General features: G+C 47.0%; 18 protein-coding genes. 14 read left to right on the top strand and 4 right to left on the bottom strand.

Going from position 1 to position 18,969, the window contains the following annotated elements; all coding sequences use genetic code 11:
• Positions 1-27: 27 nt before the first annotated feature.
• Positions 28-1,797 (bottom strand): bifunctional sulfate adenylyltransferase/adenylylsulfate kinase, encoded by a 1,770-nt coding sequence (locus ACOQPU_RS13190; protein ID WP_420645560.1) that lies wholly within the window; start codon positions 1,795-1,797, stop codon positions 28-30.
• 351 nt (positions 1,798-2,148) lie between these two features.
• On the bottom strand, positions 2,149-2,955 hold the full coding sequence (locus ACOQPU_RS13185) for a transposase (protein WP_420643598.1): 807 nt from the start codon (positions 2,953-2,955) through the stop codon (positions 2,149-2,151).
• A 142-nt stretch (positions 2,956-3,097) separates the two neighbouring features.
• Between ACOQPU_RS13185 and ACOQPU_RS13180 the strand changes: the two genes are divergently transcribed.
• The 4 genes from ACOQPU_RS13180 to ACOQPU_RS13165 are packed head-to-tail and all read left to right on the top strand — an operon-like array spanning position 3,098 to position 8,054.
• Complete coding sequence (locus ACOQPU_RS13180) at positions 3,098-4,318, top strand: glycosyltransferase family 4 protein (protein WP_420645559.1); 1,221 nt, start codon at positions 3,098-3,100, stop codon at positions 4,316-4,318.
• A gap of 36 nt (positions 4,319-4,354) precedes the next feature.
• Positions 4,355-5,620, top strand: a complete 1,266-nt coding sequence (locus tag ACOQPU_RS13175; RefSeq protein ID WP_420645558.1) for an oligosaccharide flippase family protein — start codon at positions 4,355-4,357, stop codon at positions 5,618-5,620.
• A complete protein-coding gene (locus tag ACOQPU_RS13170; RefSeq protein WP_420645557.1) occupies positions 5,563-6,882 on the top strand; it encodes a polysaccharide pyruvyl transferase family protein in 1,320 nt (439 codons plus the stop codon). The genes ACOQPU_RS13175 and ACOQPU_RS13170 overlap by 58 nt, the downstream gene beginning before the upstream one ends.
• Complete coding sequence (locus tag ACOQPU_RS13165) at positions 6,882-8,054, top strand: glycosyltransferase (RefSeq protein WP_420645556.1); 1,173 nt, start codon at positions 6,882-6,884, stop codon at positions 8,052-8,054. The genes ACOQPU_RS13170 and ACOQPU_RS13165 overlap by 1 nt, the downstream gene beginning before the upstream one ends.
• Before the next feature lie 81 nt (positions 8,055-8,135).
• Here the strand turns inward: ACOQPU_RS13165 and ACOQPU_RS13160 are convergent, their stop codons facing one another.
• Positions 8,136-8,735 (bottom strand): hypothetical protein, encoded by a 600-nt coding sequence (locus tag ACOQPU_RS13160; protein WP_420645555.1) that lies wholly within the window; start codon positions 8,733-8,735, stop codon positions 8,136-8,138.
• A gap of 177 nt (positions 8,736-8,912) precedes the next feature.
• On the opposite strand from ACOQPU_RS13160, the gene ACOQPU_RS13155 reads away from it, so the two are divergent.
• Both ACOQPU_RS13155 and ACOQPU_RS13150 read left to right on the top strand, forming a co-directional pair.
• Positions 8,913-10,355 carry a hypothetical protein gene (locus ACOQPU_RS13155; RefSeq protein WP_420645554.1) on the top strand — a complete coding sequence of 481 codons (1,443 nt, stop codon included), beginning with the start codon at positions 8,913-8,915 and terminating at the stop codon, positions 10,353-10,355.
• A gap of 126 nt (positions 10,356-10,481) precedes the next feature.
• On the top strand, positions 10,482-11,264 hold the full coding sequence (locus ACOQPU_RS13150) for a sulfotransferase (protein ID WP_420645553.1): 783 nt from the start codon (positions 10,482-10,484) through the stop codon (positions 11,262-11,264).
• Here ACOQPU_RS13150 and ACOQPU_RS13145 read toward each other — a convergent pair.
• Positions 11,261-12,394 carry a glycosyltransferase family 4 protein gene (locus ACOQPU_RS13145; protein ID WP_420645552.1) on the bottom strand — a complete coding sequence of 378 codons (1,134 nt, stop codon included), beginning with the start codon at positions 12,392-12,394 and terminating at the stop codon, positions 11,261-11,263. The two genes, ACOQPU_RS13150 and ACOQPU_RS13145, sit on opposite strands and share 4 nt — an antisense overlap.
• A 110-nt stretch (positions 12,395-12,504) precedes the next feature.
• On the opposite strand from ACOQPU_RS13145, the gene def reads away from it, so the two are divergent.
• The 8 genes from def (at position 12,505) to mntA (ending at position 18,898) form a co-directional block, all read left to right on the top strand.
• The gene (gene def, locus ACOQPU_RS13140) at positions 12,505-13,098 is read left to right on the top strand and encodes a peptide deformylase (RefSeq protein ID WP_420645551.1); all 594 of its coding nucleotides are present in this window, start codon (positions 12,505-12,507) and stop codon (positions 13,096-13,098) included.
• A gap of 20 nt (positions 13,099-13,118) precedes the next feature.
• A complete protein-coding gene (gatC, locus tag ACOQPU_RS13135) occupies positions 13,119-13,421 on the top strand; it encodes an Asp-tRNA(Asn)/Glu-tRNA(Gln) amidotransferase subunit GatC (RefSeq protein WP_420645550.1) in 303 nt (100 codons plus the stop codon).
• Between the two features lie 11 nt (positions 13,422-13,432).
• Positions 13,433-14,065: a SanA/YdcF family protein gene (locus ACOQPU_RS13130; protein WP_420645549.1), complete on the top strand. Its 633-nt coding sequence runs from the start codon at positions 13,433-13,435 to the stop codon at positions 14,063-14,065.
• 133 nt (positions 14,066-14,198) lie between these two features.
• Positions 14,199-15,629, top strand: coding sequence for an Asp-tRNA(Asn)/Glu-tRNA(Gln) amidotransferase subunit GatA (gene gatA / locus ACOQPU_RS13125; RefSeq protein ID WP_420645548.1), 1,431 nt, complete (start codon positions 14,199-14,201; stop codon positions 15,627-15,629).
• Positions 15,630-15,667: 38 nt separating this feature from the next.
• Positions 15,668-16,153, top strand: a complete 486-nt coding sequence (locus ACOQPU_RS13120; RefSeq protein ID WP_420645547.1) for a hypothetical protein — start codon at positions 15,668-15,670, stop codon at positions 16,151-16,153.
• Positions 16,154-16,226: 73 nt separating this feature from the next.
• Entirely contained in the window at positions 16,227-17,228 is a 1,002-nt protein-coding gene (locus tag ACOQPU_RS13115; protein WP_420645546.1) for a sugar phosphate nucleotidyltransferase, read from the top strand.
• A 41-nt stretch (positions 17,229-17,269) separates the two neighbouring features.
• Entirely contained in the window at positions 17,270-18,433 is a 1,164-nt protein-coding gene (locus tag ACOQPU_RS13110) for an aminotransferase class I/II-fold pyridoxal phosphate-dependent enzyme (protein ID WP_420645545.1), read from the top strand.
• A gap of 57 nt (positions 18,434-18,490) precedes the next feature.
• Positions 18,491-18,898 (top strand): type VII toxin-antitoxin system MntA family adenylyltransferase antitoxin, encoded by a 408-nt coding sequence (gene mntA / locus ACOQPU_RS13105; protein ID WP_420645544.1) that lies wholly within the window; start codon positions 18,491-18,493, stop codon positions 18,896-18,898.
• The last annotated feature ends 71 nt before the right edge of the window (positions 18,899-18,969 follow it).

The raw sequence follows: 18,969 nt of genomic DNA, 5'->3' as shown, positions 1-18,969 counted from the left end.
AATTCGGCCAATTACTGATTGTCGTTTTTAGTGATGGGGACGTAAGAAACCCTTATCTAGCAGGAAGGCCACAATTTTGTGGGCATTTTCTTCTGCACTGCTGTCAACCGTATCAATACGCAGTTCTGGGTGACGTGGCGCCTCATATGGATCGTCGATGCCGGTAAACCCTTTAATCATGCCGTTCCGAGCTTGAGCATACATCCCCTTGGTATCACGACTTTCGCAAACGTTCAGGGGTGTGTCCACAAAAATCTCGATGTAATGATCGTTTTCCATCATGCTGCGCACGTCGTTGCGGGTGGCGCGGTAGGGGGAAACGGCCGCACACACGGCTAACCCGCCATGCCGTACGATCTCGGATGCCACGTAGCCCATGCGGCGCACATGGTCATCACGGTCTTCTTTGCTGTAGCCTAAGCCTTCAGAGAAGTGGGTACGGACAACATCGCCGTCGAGTAAAGTGACGTTACGGCCGTATTCCTGGAGCAAAGTCGTGAGTACATTGGCCGTCGTAGATTTGCCTGCATTGTGCAAACCGGTCAACCAAATGCAAACACCCTGGCGGTGCCGTGGCGGGTACGTTTCTGACAAAATCTCAGCCACGGGCGGGCGGGTGAACCATTGCGGTAGCAGTTGGCCCTTGTGCAAATACTCCTCACGCACCTGCGTACCAGAGATGTTGGCCGTCTTCATATCATCAGTGACTTTGGTGATTTCTTCATACCGTTCTTCTTCCGGCAGGTAAACCAGCATGCGGAAGGGCACAACGGTCACACCAATTTCTTCGCTGAAGCTCTCGACCAAATCTTGCGCGTCATACGGGCCATAGAACGGGTTGCCCTGCGAATCTTTACCGGGGCCAGCATGGTCACGCCCCACAATAAGGTGGTTCGCACCATAATTGCGACGAATAATGGCGTGCCACAATGCCTCACGCGGGCCACCCATCCGCATTGCCAGCGGCAGTAATGAAAGCAGAATACGATCCGAATCGTAAAAGTTTTTGGACAATGCTCTATAGGTGCGAACGCGGGTGAAGTAATCTACGTCACCAGGCTTGGTCATGCCCACAACAGGGTGCAGCAGCAAAACACCATCTTTTTCTGCAATAGCCCTTTTGGTTAGCTCTTCATGGACGCGGTGCATGGGGTTACGGGTTTGGAAGGCCACCACGTTTTGGTGGCCAAAGGTTTCCAGAACAGCACGCGTTTGGGCTGGCGTCATGCGAATATCTTTGAAGTCGTAATGGGTGGGCAGGCTCAACACTTGCATGGGGCCGGAGATGTTTCGTTTACCCCAGCGGTGCATTTCGGCCACGATGGGATGCCGCAAATCTGTAGAACCGAACGCTTTTACGGCCGTTTCTTCCAAATCCCATTCATAAACCTCTTCCACAGTCATGATTGCCAACAGTTCGTTCTGTGGGTCGCGCAAAGCAACTTCCTGGCCAACGCTCACTTTTACCTCATCATCAATCGGCAGTGGAATTGGCATCGGGAAGACATACCCATTGGCCAGCCGCATATTGTCTAGCACGCTCTGGTAATCTTCCTGCCCCATAAACCGATCCAGCGGTGAGAAGGCACCAACGGCCAATAACTCAAAATCACAAACAGATCGATCTGAAAGACGAATGGAAGGAAGCTGGCTGGCGTAGGAAATTCTTTCTTCCCGCATTTCTGCCGGAACAAAAAGGTTAACAAGTTCACCACCATAAGGTGGAATTAGTGAAGTATTTTCTTTAGTTGCTAACAATGGTACATGCCCCTTTGAATAATTTAATGGAAGCAGCATTCATAAAAAAAGCGGCCCTGAGCCTTTTGCATCTTTAAAAATGCGCTTTGCTCCGGGCTGCTTTCTGGTTGTTGAAAGTTGCTTCTATGCTTGTAAATAAATGAATCGTCCGCAAACAATTGTAGCAAGAGTGATATGTAGAATGAATGCGAACTCCGTCCTAGTCTAGAAATCGTTTCTTACGGACTGTGTTAAGGATTTTAATTCTCAATCATGTTGGTCAATTTACAACAGGGCGAGATTCTATCACATTTTTCAGACAAATTATTACTTTTGCTTTTTCCATATTTTCCTCCAAAATAACGAGCTTTGGCCAAGAATTTTGAGTAATTAACCATTGGTGCTAGTAAATCACAGGCTGAAATTGGCGATTGAAAGATGAACAAAGCCTGTTTCATCCGGTTCAATCCCGTTCCACTGCACCAGGATATTGAAAAGAGCCATTGTCCAGCCGACACGGCTCTTGAAATAAGACCAAACGCGATGACCAACTTGTTTGAAGTGACAAACTCGGGTCAACATCGACAAAACCGATTCAATTATCATGCGGTCATTCCAGGTTCCTCTGGGACACGGCTTCAAATTGGGCGGATTCCAGCCCTCTTTAGCAAAGCCAGTATCAGAAAAGACAAGCATCTGTTCAGCCACCTCATCAACAAGGTGTTGAAAGGCTGTGCCTTCGTAGACATTAGCAGTATCCACATCCCAGCCAACAACCAGACCGATATTGTTGAGAAGCAGACACAATTTGCCACCAACAATCCAGCGTTTGTTTGACAAACCTTTCTTGCCAATCTGCTTTTCACTGCGTCCTTCTCGACGGGGATGAATCAATTCAATGCCAAAACCGTCAATCACACCGATCAGCGTCGGGTCTGCCATGAAAAGGTCAATCCACTGTTGATGGACATTAAACAAGCGAAACAAGCGGGTACGTTCAGGCAAATTGGGGAACAGATGACGCAGGTTTTTGACAAGCCAACGGTAAAATGAGCGATTGCCGCTCCCTTTCAAAGCAAACAACAAAGCAAGGGTAACCATCTCACTCGGATAAAGATTGGCTTGGCTATGTTTAGGAATATTACACATCTTATCGTCAACGATGCAAAACAAACATATCGTAAAATCTTCGTCAGACAGCAGAATTTCGTCTATCATTTTGTACTTCTCCTTTAGCTTTCAATCAGGGTTGTACTGATTAGCTTAAGGAGAAGTCTTTATTGGGGCGAACTAGCACCAATGGTTAATTAAGTACAGTGGAAGGGTATTCCACTATAAGGCAATGTGTAGAGAGGCTCATTTGAGAATTACGTTCTTATTAACGCAAAGTCTAGAAAGCCCTGGTGGAGGTGGTCGATATTTGCCGCTAGCAAAGGCTTTGACAAAGCGTGGCTATTCGGTTGTAATGCTTGCTTTGCACCATAATTTTGAACAGTTGGAGAAACGCACCTTTACTGTGGATAGAGTTGAAATACGCTATGTAGCCCAAATGCACGTAAAGAAAACTGGGAATACAAAGACCTATTTTTCTCCTCCAAAATTAGCATTCATAACCCTTTGGGCCACTGCTAGGCTCTTTTGGACAGCTCTTTGGATTCCCACTGATGCCTATTTGGTTTGTAAAACGCAGCCAATGAATGGTTTTGCAGCTTGGTTGTTGCGTGCAATTCTGAATAAACCAATTTATTTAGATAGCGATGACTTTGAAGCGATTAATAACCGTTTTTCGAGTAAATGGCAGCAAAAAGTGGTTGCTTGGTTTGAAAACTGGATGCCAAAATTTGCTTCAGGCATGACCGTCGGCAATTCATTTATTGCTACAAGATACCAAGAGCTTGGATATCCGATTGAGAGAATTGCTGTGTTGCCCAATGGCGTGGAAAAAGAGCTATTCTCTGAGGATCGTGCTGAGATTCTGTCAACCAAGTTGGCAGAATTAAGGAAGAAGTGGAATATTCAAGAATTTCATCGTGTTATTGTTTATGTTGGGAGCATGAGCTTGGTCAGTCATGCTGTCGATTTGCTTTTTGAAGCTTTTTCCATTGTTCTTCAACAGAACTCATCGGTTTTACTCATAATGGTTGGTTCTGGAGAGGATTTTGTGGAATTGAAGCAGTTGGCAGAAAGCATGAATTTGCTTGAAAATATAAGGTTCGTTGGCAGAGTGCCTATGAGTGAGGTGGCTAATTATTATCGTCTGGGTGAGCTTTCAGTTGATCCTCGTCGTCAATCAGTACCTGCGGAGTCGAGTCTTTCTCTAAAATTGTTAGAAAGTATTGCCGCCGGTGTTCCCTGTGTAACGGCCGATATTGGGGATCGTAAGAAAATAATACAAGAAGCGGGCTTGGCTGTACCCCCTGATGATGCAGCTCAGCTAGCGGAGGGGATGCTACAAATTTTAGAGCAACCAGAGTTGGCCTCTGCAATGAAAAAAGCAGCTTTAATCCAAAGAGAAAAGAATTGGTGGGACTGTCGCGTTGATTTGCTTATTAACCAAATCTCTACTCCGCTCAGCAAGTGAGCTAATGTCTATCTGATGACTCCCTTTTTTAGACAAATGATGATGCACCCCTTAGTTGTTAATGCGGCGACGCTTTTTTCAGGAACGGCCGTTGCTCGAGTATTTTCAGCATTGATTTTCTTTTTGATGGCTCGCCAGCTTGGTCCTGATAATTTTGGTTTATATCTTTCCAGCATTTCTTTAGTCAAGTTGTGGTCTGTGTTGTTTTCGTTGGGCTTGGATAATTGGCTTTTGCGAAACGGCCGTATTGATAAACGGCCGTTATCCGTTGCCTGTGGGGCCTGTTTGGGGATAAAGGTCAGCTTAGGTGGGGTATGGGTTATCGGATTCATCCTCGTTGCACCGTACTTAAAACAAACAATTTTTCCTAAGGACCTTGTGATTTTAGCCGCATTCATTATTTGGCTTGAAGAGTTGGCTAATTTGGCTAGGAGTGCATTTAAGTCCTCCATGCGAAACCGAATAACTGCAGGATTAGTGGCTGCCCCTCAGTTTTTGCTCCTTTTAATTACAATTCTTTTTGTACGCTTAAATATTGACTCTGTGCAGGTTTATTTTGTTGCTCGGTTAGTGACATCGTTCATAGGTATGTTTTTTTCAATATTCCTTGTGTACTATCTTATTGGAATTCGGTTAAATTATGCAGAGATGGCACTTGTTTTGCGTGATACCCGACCTTTTGCAGCTTCTTATGGCTTATCCGTTATTTATGAACGGGCTGATATAACAATCATTGTTATTTACCTGGGCAAGACGGCCGCAGGACTATATGGACCGGCCGTAACGCTGATGACAACCCTGTTTTTAATTCCACAGGCAATTTATGAGGTTGCCCTCCCCTGGATGAGTAGGGCGTATGCCAAGAACCCAATTTCCATTCCCAGACGAACGTTCCAATTAATATTCTTAAGTGCATTCCTAGGTATTCTGCTAAGTGTCGGGATGATGCTTTTAGCACGACCTCTTGTTTTGTTTATTTACGGAGCGGAATTTGCTGAATCTGGTGACATTTTGGTAATTTTGAGCGTAATTTTGCTATTCAAAAGCGTTAGCTTCGCTTTGGCGTCAGTCATTACGGCCGTTGGTTGGCAAAGTAAGCGAGTGATTGTGCAATTAGTGAGTGCTGTACTCAATGTTTGTCTCAATCTCATTTTCATTCAATCATTTGGCCTTACTGGGGTAGCTTTTATCTATATAATTAGCGAATCCGTTTTAACATTAGGATATTTGGTGTATTTATTAAAATGGCAAAGGGAAAATCCAAAGCTGGCCGCAAGCAAAGTAGCGGAATCAAGATATTAATCATCAATCTGCACTCCTCCTATAATGCTGGGGATGATGTACTGACACGGGTAACAATATCCCAATTAAAGCAATCTTTTGTTCACCCCCAAATAATTTTGGCCATGAATGATCCGGCAAGCCATGATGGGCAAGAAAAAGCAGTTGGCTCATTTATGAGTTGGCTGAAGCCTAAAAACAAGAGCCAGTTCTCCTGGGGTGTGCTAAAAATTCCTTGGTTACTAAGTTTATGCTTATTAACGGTCGTTTTTTACCGATTATTTGGCGTTCCCAAACTGGATTGGATGAGCCCTGCTCGTCGGGAGTTGGTGCACGCCTATCTCGAAGCTGATTTGGTTGTCAGTTCTGCTGGGAACTTCCTTTATAGTAGCGGTTACGGGATTACACTCCTCGTAACGCTATTTACAATAAAATACGCTATGTTGTTGGGGAAACCAGTTTATATGATGCCACAGACAGTAGGCCCGTTATCACACGGTTGGGAGCGGAAATTGACAGCGTTTGTGCTAAGAGGTATGCGCCTTTGTTTTGTTCGGGATGCTATTTCCAAACTGGAACTAGAGAAGATGAAAGTATGGGCCGAAAATTGTACTATCGTGCCAGACATGGCTTTTTTATTTCCAAGCGTACCTCCTAAAGACGGGCAAACGTTCTTGCCTGATGCAAACATTCATGAGAAGCGTCAGTCTTGGTTGGGCGTTACCTTAATCAATTGGGAAGCGCAAAATAAATTATTTCGCCAACAAGCAAGATACGAAACAGCCGTTGCCGCTGCTATTCGCCACTTTGTTCAAGTATACAATGGCGTAGTTTTTCTTTTCGGGCAGGTTCGTGGGCCAACATCGGCAGATGATGATATTGTCCCTGCAAGGAGAGTCAAGAAAAAACTGGCGCAATTAGAAAACAAAGTTGTTCTTGTTGAAAAAGTTTTATCTGCCGAGCAGTTAAAAGCAGCTTATGGTCAAATGGATTTATTTATTGGCACCAGACTTCACTCCAATATATTTGCCTTGAGCCAGGGGGTGCCCGCCATATTGATTCAATATCAATATAAAACAGAAGGCGTCGCAAAAATGCTTGATTTAGAGGAGTGGGTGCTGAATATCGAAACAATAGAGCCTAATGCCATCATTTGCAAACTGGATGCGCTGGCGAATCAAGAACATGAGTTGCGTCGCAAAATCACAAATACGGTAGCTAAAATCGAAAAACAAATAGTGCAAGTAAGCGAAAAAATAGCAGCAGATTTTGAGAATCTATAATGAAAAAGCCCATTCGTGTATTGGAAATAATTTCAGGGTTTGCTATCGAAGGACCTCTAGGAGGTATTGAGCGATTTGGAATCGAATTGGCGCAGGCAATTGCAGGTGAAGAAGTTTTACCCATCGTTTGTGGAATATGGGCTTATCAAACTCCACATGAAAATGAATGGGTAGAAGTTCTTAGGCAGTTAGGAATCGACGCATTTTTTGCAGCTAACTGGAATGAACAATCACCTGTGTCAAGTTTTATTCAGGCTTATAAAGGGACTCTTGAGAAGCTAACAGAACCAGTCGATATTATCCATAGCCATTGTCAGTTTGGAGATGTATTGGCCTTACTGCTAAAACGTAAGCTATCCGCAAAAAAATTAGTTCGGACAGTTCATAATGAACGCGAATGGGGAAAACGGCCGTTGCGCAAGCTCATGCTCACCAATATTATTTACCCTCTTAGTTTCCAATTAGAGCTAGGAGTTTCCCAGCAAGTTGTTGACAACTTGGATCAGAGACATTTGGCAAAATGGTCCGCCAAAAAAGCTGTAAGAAGCTACAATGCCCTGAACTTCGGCAGGTTTGAAAACATCCATGTTGATAAGGTCAAAAAACGCCGAGAGCTTGGCATATCTGCTGATGATATTGTTGTTGGCACTGTTGGAAGACTTTCAAAGCAGAAAGGGTATTCAATTCTTCTTCAGGCAGCCAGCATCATTCTGAAGAAATCTAACAATATTTATTTTCTAATTGTTGGCACTGGATTATTAGAACAAGAGCTAAAAGACCTTGCTACGCAGTTGAAGATATCAGACAAAGTAATTTTTCTTGGAGCGCGGCACGATATTGAAGAAATATACGCGATAATGGACTTATTCATAAATTCATCTTTATGGGAAGGATTGCCAACTGTTATTTTAGAAGCAATGAGTGCCAATGTTCCGGTCATTGGAACCGAAGTGTCTGGAAACACTGAATTGATTCAGGATGAGGAAACAGGTTGGCTCGTTCCTCCCAATAATCCACAGGAATTAGCATCTGTTATTAACAAGGTGCTATCCATAGATCCAAACAAAAAAATGATAGTGTGCGAGCAGGCAAAAGAATTTATTGGCACACGGTTTTCAATACATGGAATCGCCAAATCGCATATAAGATTTTATCAGCGATTAGCGCAGTGAAAACGTTGTTAAGTTTCTTGCTTTATGCGCTTCAAACCTGTTTTTAACAATTACAGGATGTTAAAACAAACAATAGAAAACTTACTCTAAGCCTACCTCGATTACTCCTAAATCTAATATCTCGTCCATCGGTAGATTGATAATCTGAAATCCGCCACCTGAATCAGTTATGATTTCATAATAATTCACTTCGATATCGCCCACAACAATAACGAACTCTGCTGGATCCACGTTGCTGAAAATGAAACGGCCGTTCACGTCTGTTAGAGCGTAGGGGCTGGTTGCTGTGTTATAAACAAACGAACCGTCATTTTGATCGTTTCGATAAATTTGCGCCAATACAACAGGTATATTAATCACAGGCGTTTGACTCTCTTTGGAGAAAACATAGCCGGTAACGGTTGTAAGACCTAGGCTCGGGGTAGGTACTGGCTCATCAGGTTCAAAACCTGTTTCTAGGCGCGAAAACTCATTTTGATTTGGTTGTGCTTCAGAATCTGGTCCAGGATAAGCATTTGCTGATGACGGCCCCGGATAAGCACTGGCAATTGTCTGTTCAGATTCCTGTAATGGCGGCGCGGTTACAAATAATTGAGGTCCTGTTGTTGATTGCGTGTCTGAGCATCCTATCAAAAGAGTGAGAACTGTAATTAATAAAAATGTATTAACAAGTTGATTCATGATTACTCCCCTTGAGTTTGCCTCTGCTATAAAATGGCTGAAATAGTTCCTTGTTGTTAAGCAGCTAACATTCATTACTCCTGAATAACCCATATGGGGTATTGATTTTGTCGACTTTAAATATAGTATGGCAATGATAGTACAAGAAATAATTTCAGCAAAATGGAGATGCAAAATATGAAACGTATAAAGTTTGTCGGCATGGGATTTTTTATTCTCTTGTTGGTATTGACTGTGACAGGTTCGGTATTTGCCGGTAGCGCGTATAATGCCGCCTTTACCACGTCTATCACATATCAAAATGTCGGTTCAGGGGATGCCACTATTGTATTTAGTTTCTATCCAGAAAATGATGGGACAGCTATTCCAATTAACGCAACCCTTCCTCAAGGGGCAGGAGCTTCCCTATATGTAGGTGGGCTGAGTCAAATATCTTCTGGTTTTAATGGATCAGTAGTAATGTCCTCCGACCAGCCTGTGGTTGCCACAATGGTTCAAATTTCGTCAGATAGCGATGTGAAAGTTCGGCCACTTTCCAATGGTTTCTCTGGCGGTAGTGACAAGGTGCTCCTTGCAACTGTTTTGAAAAACCAAAATAATACCACATCAAGATTCTCTATTCAGAATGCGCACAGTACTGCTGTTGATATCACTGTCGAGATTTTCAATGCGGATAATCCAAGTGCGACACCGATAACCATTACGCACGATAATTTACCAGTTGGTGCCTCAAAGACATTTGATATGGGCCAATTATCCGCAGTCACAGCTTCTTCATTTAATGGTTCAGCAACCGTTACGGCCGTAGAAGCAGGAACATCTACGCCAGCAAATATCGTAGGAACTGTATTGGAATTAAAAGTAAATAGCGGCCTCGCATCGAGTTTTGAAGGTGTAGCTAGCGGCAGCACGACACTGTATATGCCAAGTGCCCTCTGTCAGTTTGGCAGCGGTGGAGCCTCAACTGCTTATGCTATTCAAAACACCTCTGATAGTACAGCTGCTAATGTGACGGTTACCTACAGCAATGGCGCAACTGACACAGCTACTATTCAGCCAGGCGCGAAAAATAGTTTTATTACTTGTGATGTAACTTCAGCTGGTTACCTTGGTTCTTCAACTATCGTTAGTAATAACAGTGTTGAGATTATTGGTGTTGCAAAAGTGTTTGGCGGGGGCCGTTCTGCTGCATTCCTAGGTGCAGGCGAAGGTGCTTCCACTCTGGCAATGCCATATGTTCGCTTTACACAGTCTCAATGGGCAGTGGGTGGCCGTCAACGCGCTTACATTGCTATCCAAAATGTTGGCTCAAACCTGGCATCTGGAGAACTGGTAGCTAGTTACTTGAATAAAGATGGTGAAGTCGTTGCAACACATACGTTTGGAGCAATTGCGAACGGTGTAAAAGTAAACACGAATGCATCAGACAGTGCCTTGGTCTTAGCATCCGGGCACACCCAAGATGAGCTAGATGAGTTTGGGTATGTAGGTGGCTTTGGCGGTAGTATTCTTGTTGAAGGCCCTCCAGGAAGTGAGTTGGTTGCTACAGTTCGTATTTTAACTGTGACATCAACGGGCACCGCGGCTGAAGATTATAATGGTATCCCTGTAGGCAACTAATTAGGGTACTAAGCTAACCTAGATTAACGATAAAGAAAGGCTTTAGAATAGAATTTTTATTCTAAAGCCTTTTTATATTCCTATTCGGCAACTACCATACAGCCCCAACTATAAATTTTTGTTAAGATGTCTTGGAAATTTTCTCCTTATACTATCCCTATAATACGCCAAGTTTTACCTCGTCGTTTTCAACTATATTGTATTGGAACAGCAAAATCTGGTACGCATTCAATAGCATCTGTTTTTTCGCCTTTGTTTAAAAGTAAGCACGAACCGTATAGTGAACAAGCAATTGAAATGATATTGGATCTTGCCTCCGGCAAAGCAGATAACGCTAAGCTGATGCGGTTCTTAAAAAACAAGGAGCGTTTGCTAAATCTTGAGGTGAATTCTTCACAACTTAACTACTTCTTTTTGGAGACGCTAGTTGCGCATTTCCCAGAAGCTAAATTCATTTTGACAATAAGGGAACCTTATGCGTGGTTGAAATCGTACATCAATCATCAATTAGGGCGCAAAGAGGTGTCATCTAATTGGCAGCAGTTCCGGGACTATCGTTTTAAGAATCCAGCATATACGTTTTCTGTAGAAGACATGCCTTTAAACGAATATCAACTTTACCCTATTGATAGTTATTTATCTTATTGGGCAAAGCATAACAGAGATGTTTTGAAATTGGTTCCAAAGGAAAGATTATTGATCCTGCGCACAGATCAAATATCAGACAAGCTAGATGAAATTGCTGATTTTGTAGATATTGATGAGGAATCATTGCGTGTAGAGGCTTCTCATACGTATCGTGCTGTCAAAAAATTCAATATTTTGGAGCAAATCGACTCTGAATTCTTAGCTGAGAGAATAAATTATCATTGCCAACCCCTCGTAGATCAATTTTTTTCCTCCTCCTAATTATTTGCTGACAGCGACTGAATGTTTTGCAATAATGTATTCCAACCAAAACGGCCGTTTCCCCCCAACATATTTTCGCTAAACAAATCTTCCAACCCCTCCGCAAAATAACGCTCGATGGCTGCTGCCAGGGCTGGCGGGTCTTCGGGGGGAACGACGAGGCCGGTACGGCCGTCCTCAACCGCTTCTGCCAGACCGCCCACGTTGGTGGTGATGACTGGCTTGCCCCGACCAAAGGCCATTTGCACGACGGCACTTTGCGTAGCACTGCGGTAAGGTAGCACCACTACATTCGCTCGATCGATGCAGGCCGCCAGCAGTTCGTCCGGCAAATATTCATTAATAATAGTCACGCAGTTGGTAAGCTCAAGTTGCTCAATTTGGACTTGGTAACTGGCTTGTCCACCTTGCCAAAACTCCCCAGCAATGAGTAAGTGAACGGGACGTTTTAATAAAGCCATAGCCTCTAGCAGGACATCCAGCCCTTTGTACGGCCGTACCAAACCGCAAAAAAGCAGCAATGGCCGATCTGTTGGCAGTTCAACGGGAATTTCGGTAGCAGGTTCACCGCCAAGTGCCGCATAGGTAGGGAGTGGCGAGACGGACACACGCGCTTGGGGCAGTATATCCAGCAAGATATGTTTATCCGCGCGTGAGTGGACGATGAAGCCATCGGCGCGGCCAAGCACGGTTTTGAGAGTGTGGGGGAGCAACCATTTGCCGAGGCGGCTTTGCTCATGCGGCCGTACATTATGGCAGATAAAAATGAGTTTGGGACGAGGGGCTAGTCGATGAATGCCGCGCCCTAGCGTTGTCCAGACTGGGGCAAAATAAGGATGCCACCAGGGGATGATGACGACATCTGGCTGCCAATCGCGGATTTGGCGTAGGGTGTGCCGCCAAGTGAACGGATTGAGCGGATCGAGTACGTAATGGGCTTCGGTTTGCAACGGCCGTTCACTTGGATCCTTATCACTTTTGCCAGGGAACAGCCAGGCTGGGTACTGCCGCGAAAATGAAAGCAGCATTACTTCATGCGCTTCCCGCATGTGCTGTGCTAGCAGCGTGGTGTAATGGGCAATGCCCCCTCGGTATGGGTAGGTTGGCCCAATTAAACAAAAGCGTGTCATGTGCAGGATTATAATAACCAGCCCCACAGTTTGCGAGTTTGCGCTCGGTAGGGCAGGATGAGCGAGTTCCACACTTGCCCATGACCCCATTCCGCAGATAATTAAGCCCCATGACCGAATTACAGATTGTTACCTTACCCGATGAGGTGTTACGCAAAAAGGCGCGTCCCGTCACCAAGTTCGACGACGACCTGCAAACGCTCATCGACAACATGATTGAAACGATGCGTGCCGCCAATGGGGTAGGGCTGGCTGCGCCCCAAATTGGGCAATCGCTCCAGTTGGCCGTCATCGAAACCTTGCCCAAAACGGATGATGAAGGCGAAGATATACCCGACTCGCGTGAGCTATTTGTGATTGTGAATCCGCGCATTGTGTGGGAATCCCGTGATGTGACAGACGGCGTTGAAGGTTGTTTGTCGATTCCGGGTTACTTGGGTGAAGTGGAACGGCCGTTTGCCGTGCGGGTTCGCGCGCAAGACCGACGGGGCAAGCCGCTCAAGCTACGCCTAAAGGGCTGGACGGCTCGCATTTTCCAGCACGAAATTGATCATCTCAACGGCGTCCTTTACATTGACAAGCTCACTGACCGCGAAAACTTCTGGACAGACGAAGAATATTTCCAGATGCGGCAAGCTGAATTGGAAGCGGAAGAAGCAGAAGAAGGTGTAGAAGAAACGGCCGTTACCGAAAATAGAGATTAGAGACTAAAAAAGGAATTCCCATGTCCCTAACCCTCGCTGATGTAGAAAAAATTGCCCATCTAGCCCGTTTAGAGCTGACCGAGGCCGAGAAAAAGCAATATTTGGCGCAGCTTTCCGCCATTTTAGATTATGCCGAGCGGCTGAACGAGCTGGAGCTGACAGACATCCGCCCCACGTCCCACGCCATTGCTCAGCAAAATATTATGCGCTCTGATCTGGCTGAACCATCGCTGCCGATGGAAGATCTTTTGCACAATGCGCCGCACCAAAAAGAGAACCAATTTGTTGTGCAGGCAGTGCTGGACGATTCGTCGGGCAGCTAGGACGGGCCTGGTTGCGAAAGCGTAAGCTGCTGCTGTATGGTTTTTTGTTGGGCTTGGCTCTGGTGCTTTTACCGTTTGTTTGGCGAAAGGGTGTGCAATGGGTTTACGGCCGTTCCATTTATACTGTTGAAGATGTCCCAGCCGACAAAGTAGCCATTGTGTTTGGAGCGGCGATTTATGGCAACGGCCGTCTCAGCCCCATTTTGCGCGACCGGATGGATACGGCCGTGCAGCTTTACCAGGCAGGTACCGTGCAAAAAATCATCGTTAGCGGCGATAATCGCTTTGAAGATTACGACGAGCCAACTGCCATGATGGCGTACGCCATTGAGCAAGGTGTTGCGGCAGAAGATATTCAGCCAGATTTTGCCGGGCGACGAACGTATGATACTTGCTACCGGGCGCGCGAGATTTTTCAATTGGAATCTGCCATTTTAGTAACGCAGCGATTCCATTTGCCCCGCGCCTTGTTTACCTGCCAGCAGTTAGGCGTTGAGGTGGTAGGTGTTGCATCTGACCCGCAGCTTTACCGCGATGCTGGCTGGTATGAGGCGCGAGAAACAGTGGCAACGGCCGTTGCCCTCTGGGATGTGATTCAAAAGCAGCCAGCTCCAGTTCTGGGCGATCCTATTCCCATTGAATGAATATGAGGACTTACGCGGTTATCCAAATAATTGGCCGCAAATGACGCGAATTTCCACGAATTTATAGACAATTTCACGTAAATTCGCGAAATTCGTGGCAAAAAAATCTGAACAATCTACGGTTTGAGACAATATGAAATTGACAGAGTTAACTTTGACGGAGCTTCGCACCGCTTTACGCCAGGGAGAAACCAGCAGCGTGGCGGCTACCGAGGCCATGCTGGATCGCATTGTGGCGGCCGATAACAACCTGCAAAGCTACCTTACCCTCACCGATGAGATGGCCCTAGAACAGGCGAAAGCTGCGGACGAGCGGCTAGCCAATGGTGAGAGAACCCCGCTGTTGGGCGTACCGGTGGCCGTCAAAGACATTATTTGCACCCACGGCGTGCCCACCACGGCGGGTAGCAAAATTCTGGAAGGATTTGTGCCGCCCTACGATGCCTTTGTGGTGCAGCAGCTTAAAGCAGCCGGGGCAGTCATCCTTGGCAAAACCAACACCGATGAGTTTGCCATGGGCTCATCCACCGAAAACTCTGCTTACGTCACCACCCACAACCCGTGGGACACCGAGCGGGTGCCGGGGGGGAGCAGCGGCGGCAGTGCGGCGGCGGTAGCGGCGGGCTTGGCATATGCCGCGCTGGGCACGGATACGGGCGGCAGCGTGCGTCAGCCAGCCTCATTTTGCGGATTGGTGGGGTTAAGACCGACCTACGGCCGTATCTCCCGTTGGGGCGTTATTGCCTTTGCCTCCACGCTGGACCAGGTGGGCACATTTGGCCGCACTGTGGCCGATACCACTGCGCTCTTCCAGGCAATTGCCGGGCACGACCCCAACGACAGCACCTCGCTAGACGTGCCAGTGCCGGATTTTGAAGCGTCATTGACTGGCGACATTAAAGGATTGCGTGTGGGCGTGCCCAAGGAATATTTTATTGAAGGGATTGATGTGGAAGTGGAAACGGCCGTACGCACCGCCATCGCCAAATTAGAGGAACTCGGTGCAGAAATTGTGGAAATCAGCCTACCGCATACCAGCTACGCCCTGCCCGTCTACTACCTCATCGCCCCAGCCGAGGCCAGCGCCAACCTGGCCCGCTACGACGGCATCCGCTTTGGCCCGCGCGTGACGGGCAGCGACATGATTGACAGCGTGAAGAAAACCCGCGCCCTATTTGGCCCGGAAGTGAAGCGGCGCGTCATGCTGGGAACGTACGCCCTGAGTGCAGGCTACTATGATGAATATTACGGCCGTGCCCTCAAAGTCCGCACCCTCATCAAGCAAGATTTCCTCAACGTCTTTGAGCAGGTAGACGTCATTGCCACGCCCACCACACCCACCACCGCCTTCAAAATTGGTGAAAATGTAGACGATCCGCTGAGTATGTATTTACAAGATATCTTCACCCTACCAGTCAACCTTAGCGCAAGCTGCGGCCTATCTGTTCCCTGCGGCTTTGATAAAAAAGGTCTACCTATTGGCTTGCAATTAATTGGCAATGCTTTGCAAGAGGCCACGATTTTGAATGCCGCCTATGCTTACGAACAAGCCGTTAAGTCGTGATTTCTGTTCCCCAAACGTTTGGGGAAGGAGGCCTAAAGATGAAAACAGATGAATCATTAGTTGACATGAATGAAAATGGCCGTTTGCCCTGGATTAATCATAGATTTTTTAAAGCATTTATATTTGGATTGGCTCTTGGCTTAGGCATTTTAGTTGCTGCTGAGTTTAAAGCAAATTTCATGGTTGAGTCGCAAACAATGGTGGACATATTTATTGTGGATATTGGGGTTCCCATAATAATCATTTACCTGGTTGCCAATTTGATCAAATCTTTTTTGTTGCGCTATGGGTTTGAAGGCTTTTCTAATAGAAATGAAAAAGTAACGATTGCCCAACTTGCCATTTCATTGGTAGGATTTTTTTTAGGCCCATTGATTCTAATTGGGTCATTTTTGTTCGGGATCGAATTCTTAGAAAAGATTGGCCGAGAAGACTTCGCTGCTTTTTTGGGGCTTTTTTTGATTGGAGCTCTTGCGCTTATTGCCCTTCTCCGTCGTGTAGCTCAACGAAGGGGATCGACTTAATCGTGAAGGGCTCTGTAGAGATTAGTTTCGCAATATTTTAGCCCGGTAATAAATATCTGGGAGTTGGAGTAACATGAAGATCATCATTCCTCTTGCTGGTTTTGGAACACGAATGCGGCCGCACACGTGGAGCCGTGCCAAACCACTGCTGAACGTGGCGGGCAACACGATCATTGGCCATTTGTTGAATTTGATGGCGGAAATCACAACCGAAGAGGTCATTTTTGTGGTTGGGTACAAAGGTGACGAGATTGAGGCCTGGATTCGCGAGCATTATCCGCACCTGAATGCCCATTTTGTGGTGCAGGAAGAGGCATTGGGGCAGGCACACGCCATCTGGATGTGCCGCGATTTTCTAGATGACGGCGAGGTGCTGGTCGCGTTTGGGGATGGCGTAGTGAACGCGTTGTATAAGGAAATCCCGGAAGCGGATGCCGACGGCGTGATTTTGGTGCAGGAGATGGAAGACCCGCGCACCTTTGGCGTGGTGGTGACGGATGAAAATGATGTGGTGCATGATTTCATCGAGAAGCCGGACGGGTTTGAGCATAGGCAGGTGTTGGCTGGGATTTATTGGTTCAGAAACGGCCGTTCCCTCCGCAACGCCATCCAAACCATCATCGAACAGGATCGGCGCACCAAAGGTGAATTTTATCTGGTGGATGCCTACAAAGTGATGCTGGAGCAGGGGGCGGTGATCAAAGCCAAGCCCACCATTTTCTGGTTGGATGCGGGTAAGCCAGATTTTATGTTAAGCACGAATCAAAGGCTGCTTTCACTGGGCTATGGCACGCAGGATGCCATTGATCGCAGCTATGCTGGAGATTTTACGGTGGTTCCGCCGGTATTTTTGCATGAAACGGCCGTTATCGATCAATGCGTCGTCGGGCCATTTGCCAGCATCGAGGCAGGGGCAACTGTGAAAAACAGCGTTATCCGCAACAGCATTATCGACGCTGGTGCATACATTGAAAACTGCGTGCTAGATGGCGCACTCATTGGCGAAAACGTTCGCCTCGTCGGCCAGCCCAAAGCGATGTTTATTGGCGACAACTCAAATGTGGAAGTTGGATAATTACTCAATTACGATTTGTAATTGGGTAATTGGAGGAAATCATGCGACATTTTATTTCAGATCGGGTTGCGGCCACGCCGCCGTCGGGGATTCGTAAATTTTTTGATATTGCTGCCACAATGAAAGATGTTATCTCGTTGGGCATTGGCGAGCCAGATTTTGTGACGCCGAAGCCAATTTTGCAGGCGGGCATTGACAGCTTGCAGCGGGGCGAGACGGCCTACACGTCCAACAGCGGCACGGTGGAGTTGCGGACGGCACTGAGCCAGCACATCAACAAGCTGTACAAAGTGAACTACGACCCGGCGGATGAGATCATCGTGACTGTGGGGGTGAGCGAGGCACTTTATTTGGTGATGACGGCCGTACTCAATCCCGGCGACGAGGTGATCATTCCCGAACCCAGTTTCGTGGCTTACGGGCCGGAAGTGACGTTCGCTGGCGGCGTGCCTGTGGCTGTGCCTACCTATGTAAAAGACAATTTTCAGGTGACAGCCGAAACAATTGAAGCAGCTATCACGCCCAAAACGAAGGCGATTTTGCTGGGCTACCCGAACAATCCTACCGGGGCGGTTATGGAGAGAGAGGTGATGTTGAGTGTAACGGCCGTTGCCGAACAGCACGATCTCCTTATCATCTCCGACGAAATTTACGACCGCCTAGTGTACGGCATTGAGCACGTCTGCGTGCCGGCTCTGCCGGGGATGCGTGAGCGCACCGTGCTGCTGGGCGGCTTTAGCAAAGATTACGCCATGACCGGCTGGCGTATCGGCTACGCCTGTGCCCCCGCCGACATTTTGGCCGCAATGCGGAAGGTGCATCAATACACCATCATGTCCGCCCCGACCACCGGGCAAGCGGCCGCGCTGGCTGCCCTCACCCATGAAGGGGACCATTACGTCGAGGAGATGCGCCTAGAGTACGACCGCCGTCGCCGCCTGATTGTGGATGGTTTCAACACATTGGGGATGGACTGCTTTGAGCCACGCGGCGCCTTTTACGCCTTTCCCTCCATTGCCAAAACGGGCATGAGCAGCGACGACTTTGCCATGCGCCTGCTAGATGAAGAGGAAGTGGCCATGGTTCCCGGCGACGCCTTTGGTGCCAGCGGCGCAGGCTTTGTCCGCGCCAGCTACGCCACTGCCTACGAAAAAATCGAAGAAGCCCTCAACCGCCTGGAACGCTTCATGCGGCGTCATGGGTAAGAAAAACGGCCGAATTTCAACTGGTAGCCCAAAATTTGTTACACTAGCACCATGCAAATGAATGAGCAGATTGTCCAAACGATTTTGACCCACTATCCGCACGTGCAGGCTGTGTATCTGTTTGGCTCGTATGGCACGGAGGATGAACGGCCGTCCAGCGACGTAGACATTGCTCTTTTGTTATTACCGGAACAGGCCAAAGCTGCGGGCAGCTTGCTTTTGGGTGAATTGCATCTGGCTCTGGCCGAGTTATTGGGCAAAGAAGTTGATTTGGTGAATCTGCGACAAGTGTCCACCGTCTTCCAAAAAGAAATTGTGATGACGGGGCAGCAGATTTTCTGTGCCGATGTTTATGCCGCTGACGAGTTTGAAATGCTCACCCTATCCTATTATCAAAAGCTAAACGAAGAGCGGCGCGAAATCTTGGCCGCTTTCAAAGAATCCGGCCGGGCATACGACGTATGAACGACAGCGATTGTCACCGACAATCATGAATAAAAGTCAACAGATTTCGCAGATTCAACAGATTTAGTTAA

Source organism: Candidatus Leptofilum sp. (assembly GCF_965223285.1).
Taxonomy (GTDB): domain Bacteria; phylum Chloroflexota; class Anaerolineae; order Promineifilales; family Promineifilaceae; genus Leptofilum.
The sequence above is the reverse complement of the archived record's forward strand: the minus strand, read 5'-3'. Positions and strand labels throughout refer to the sequence as shown.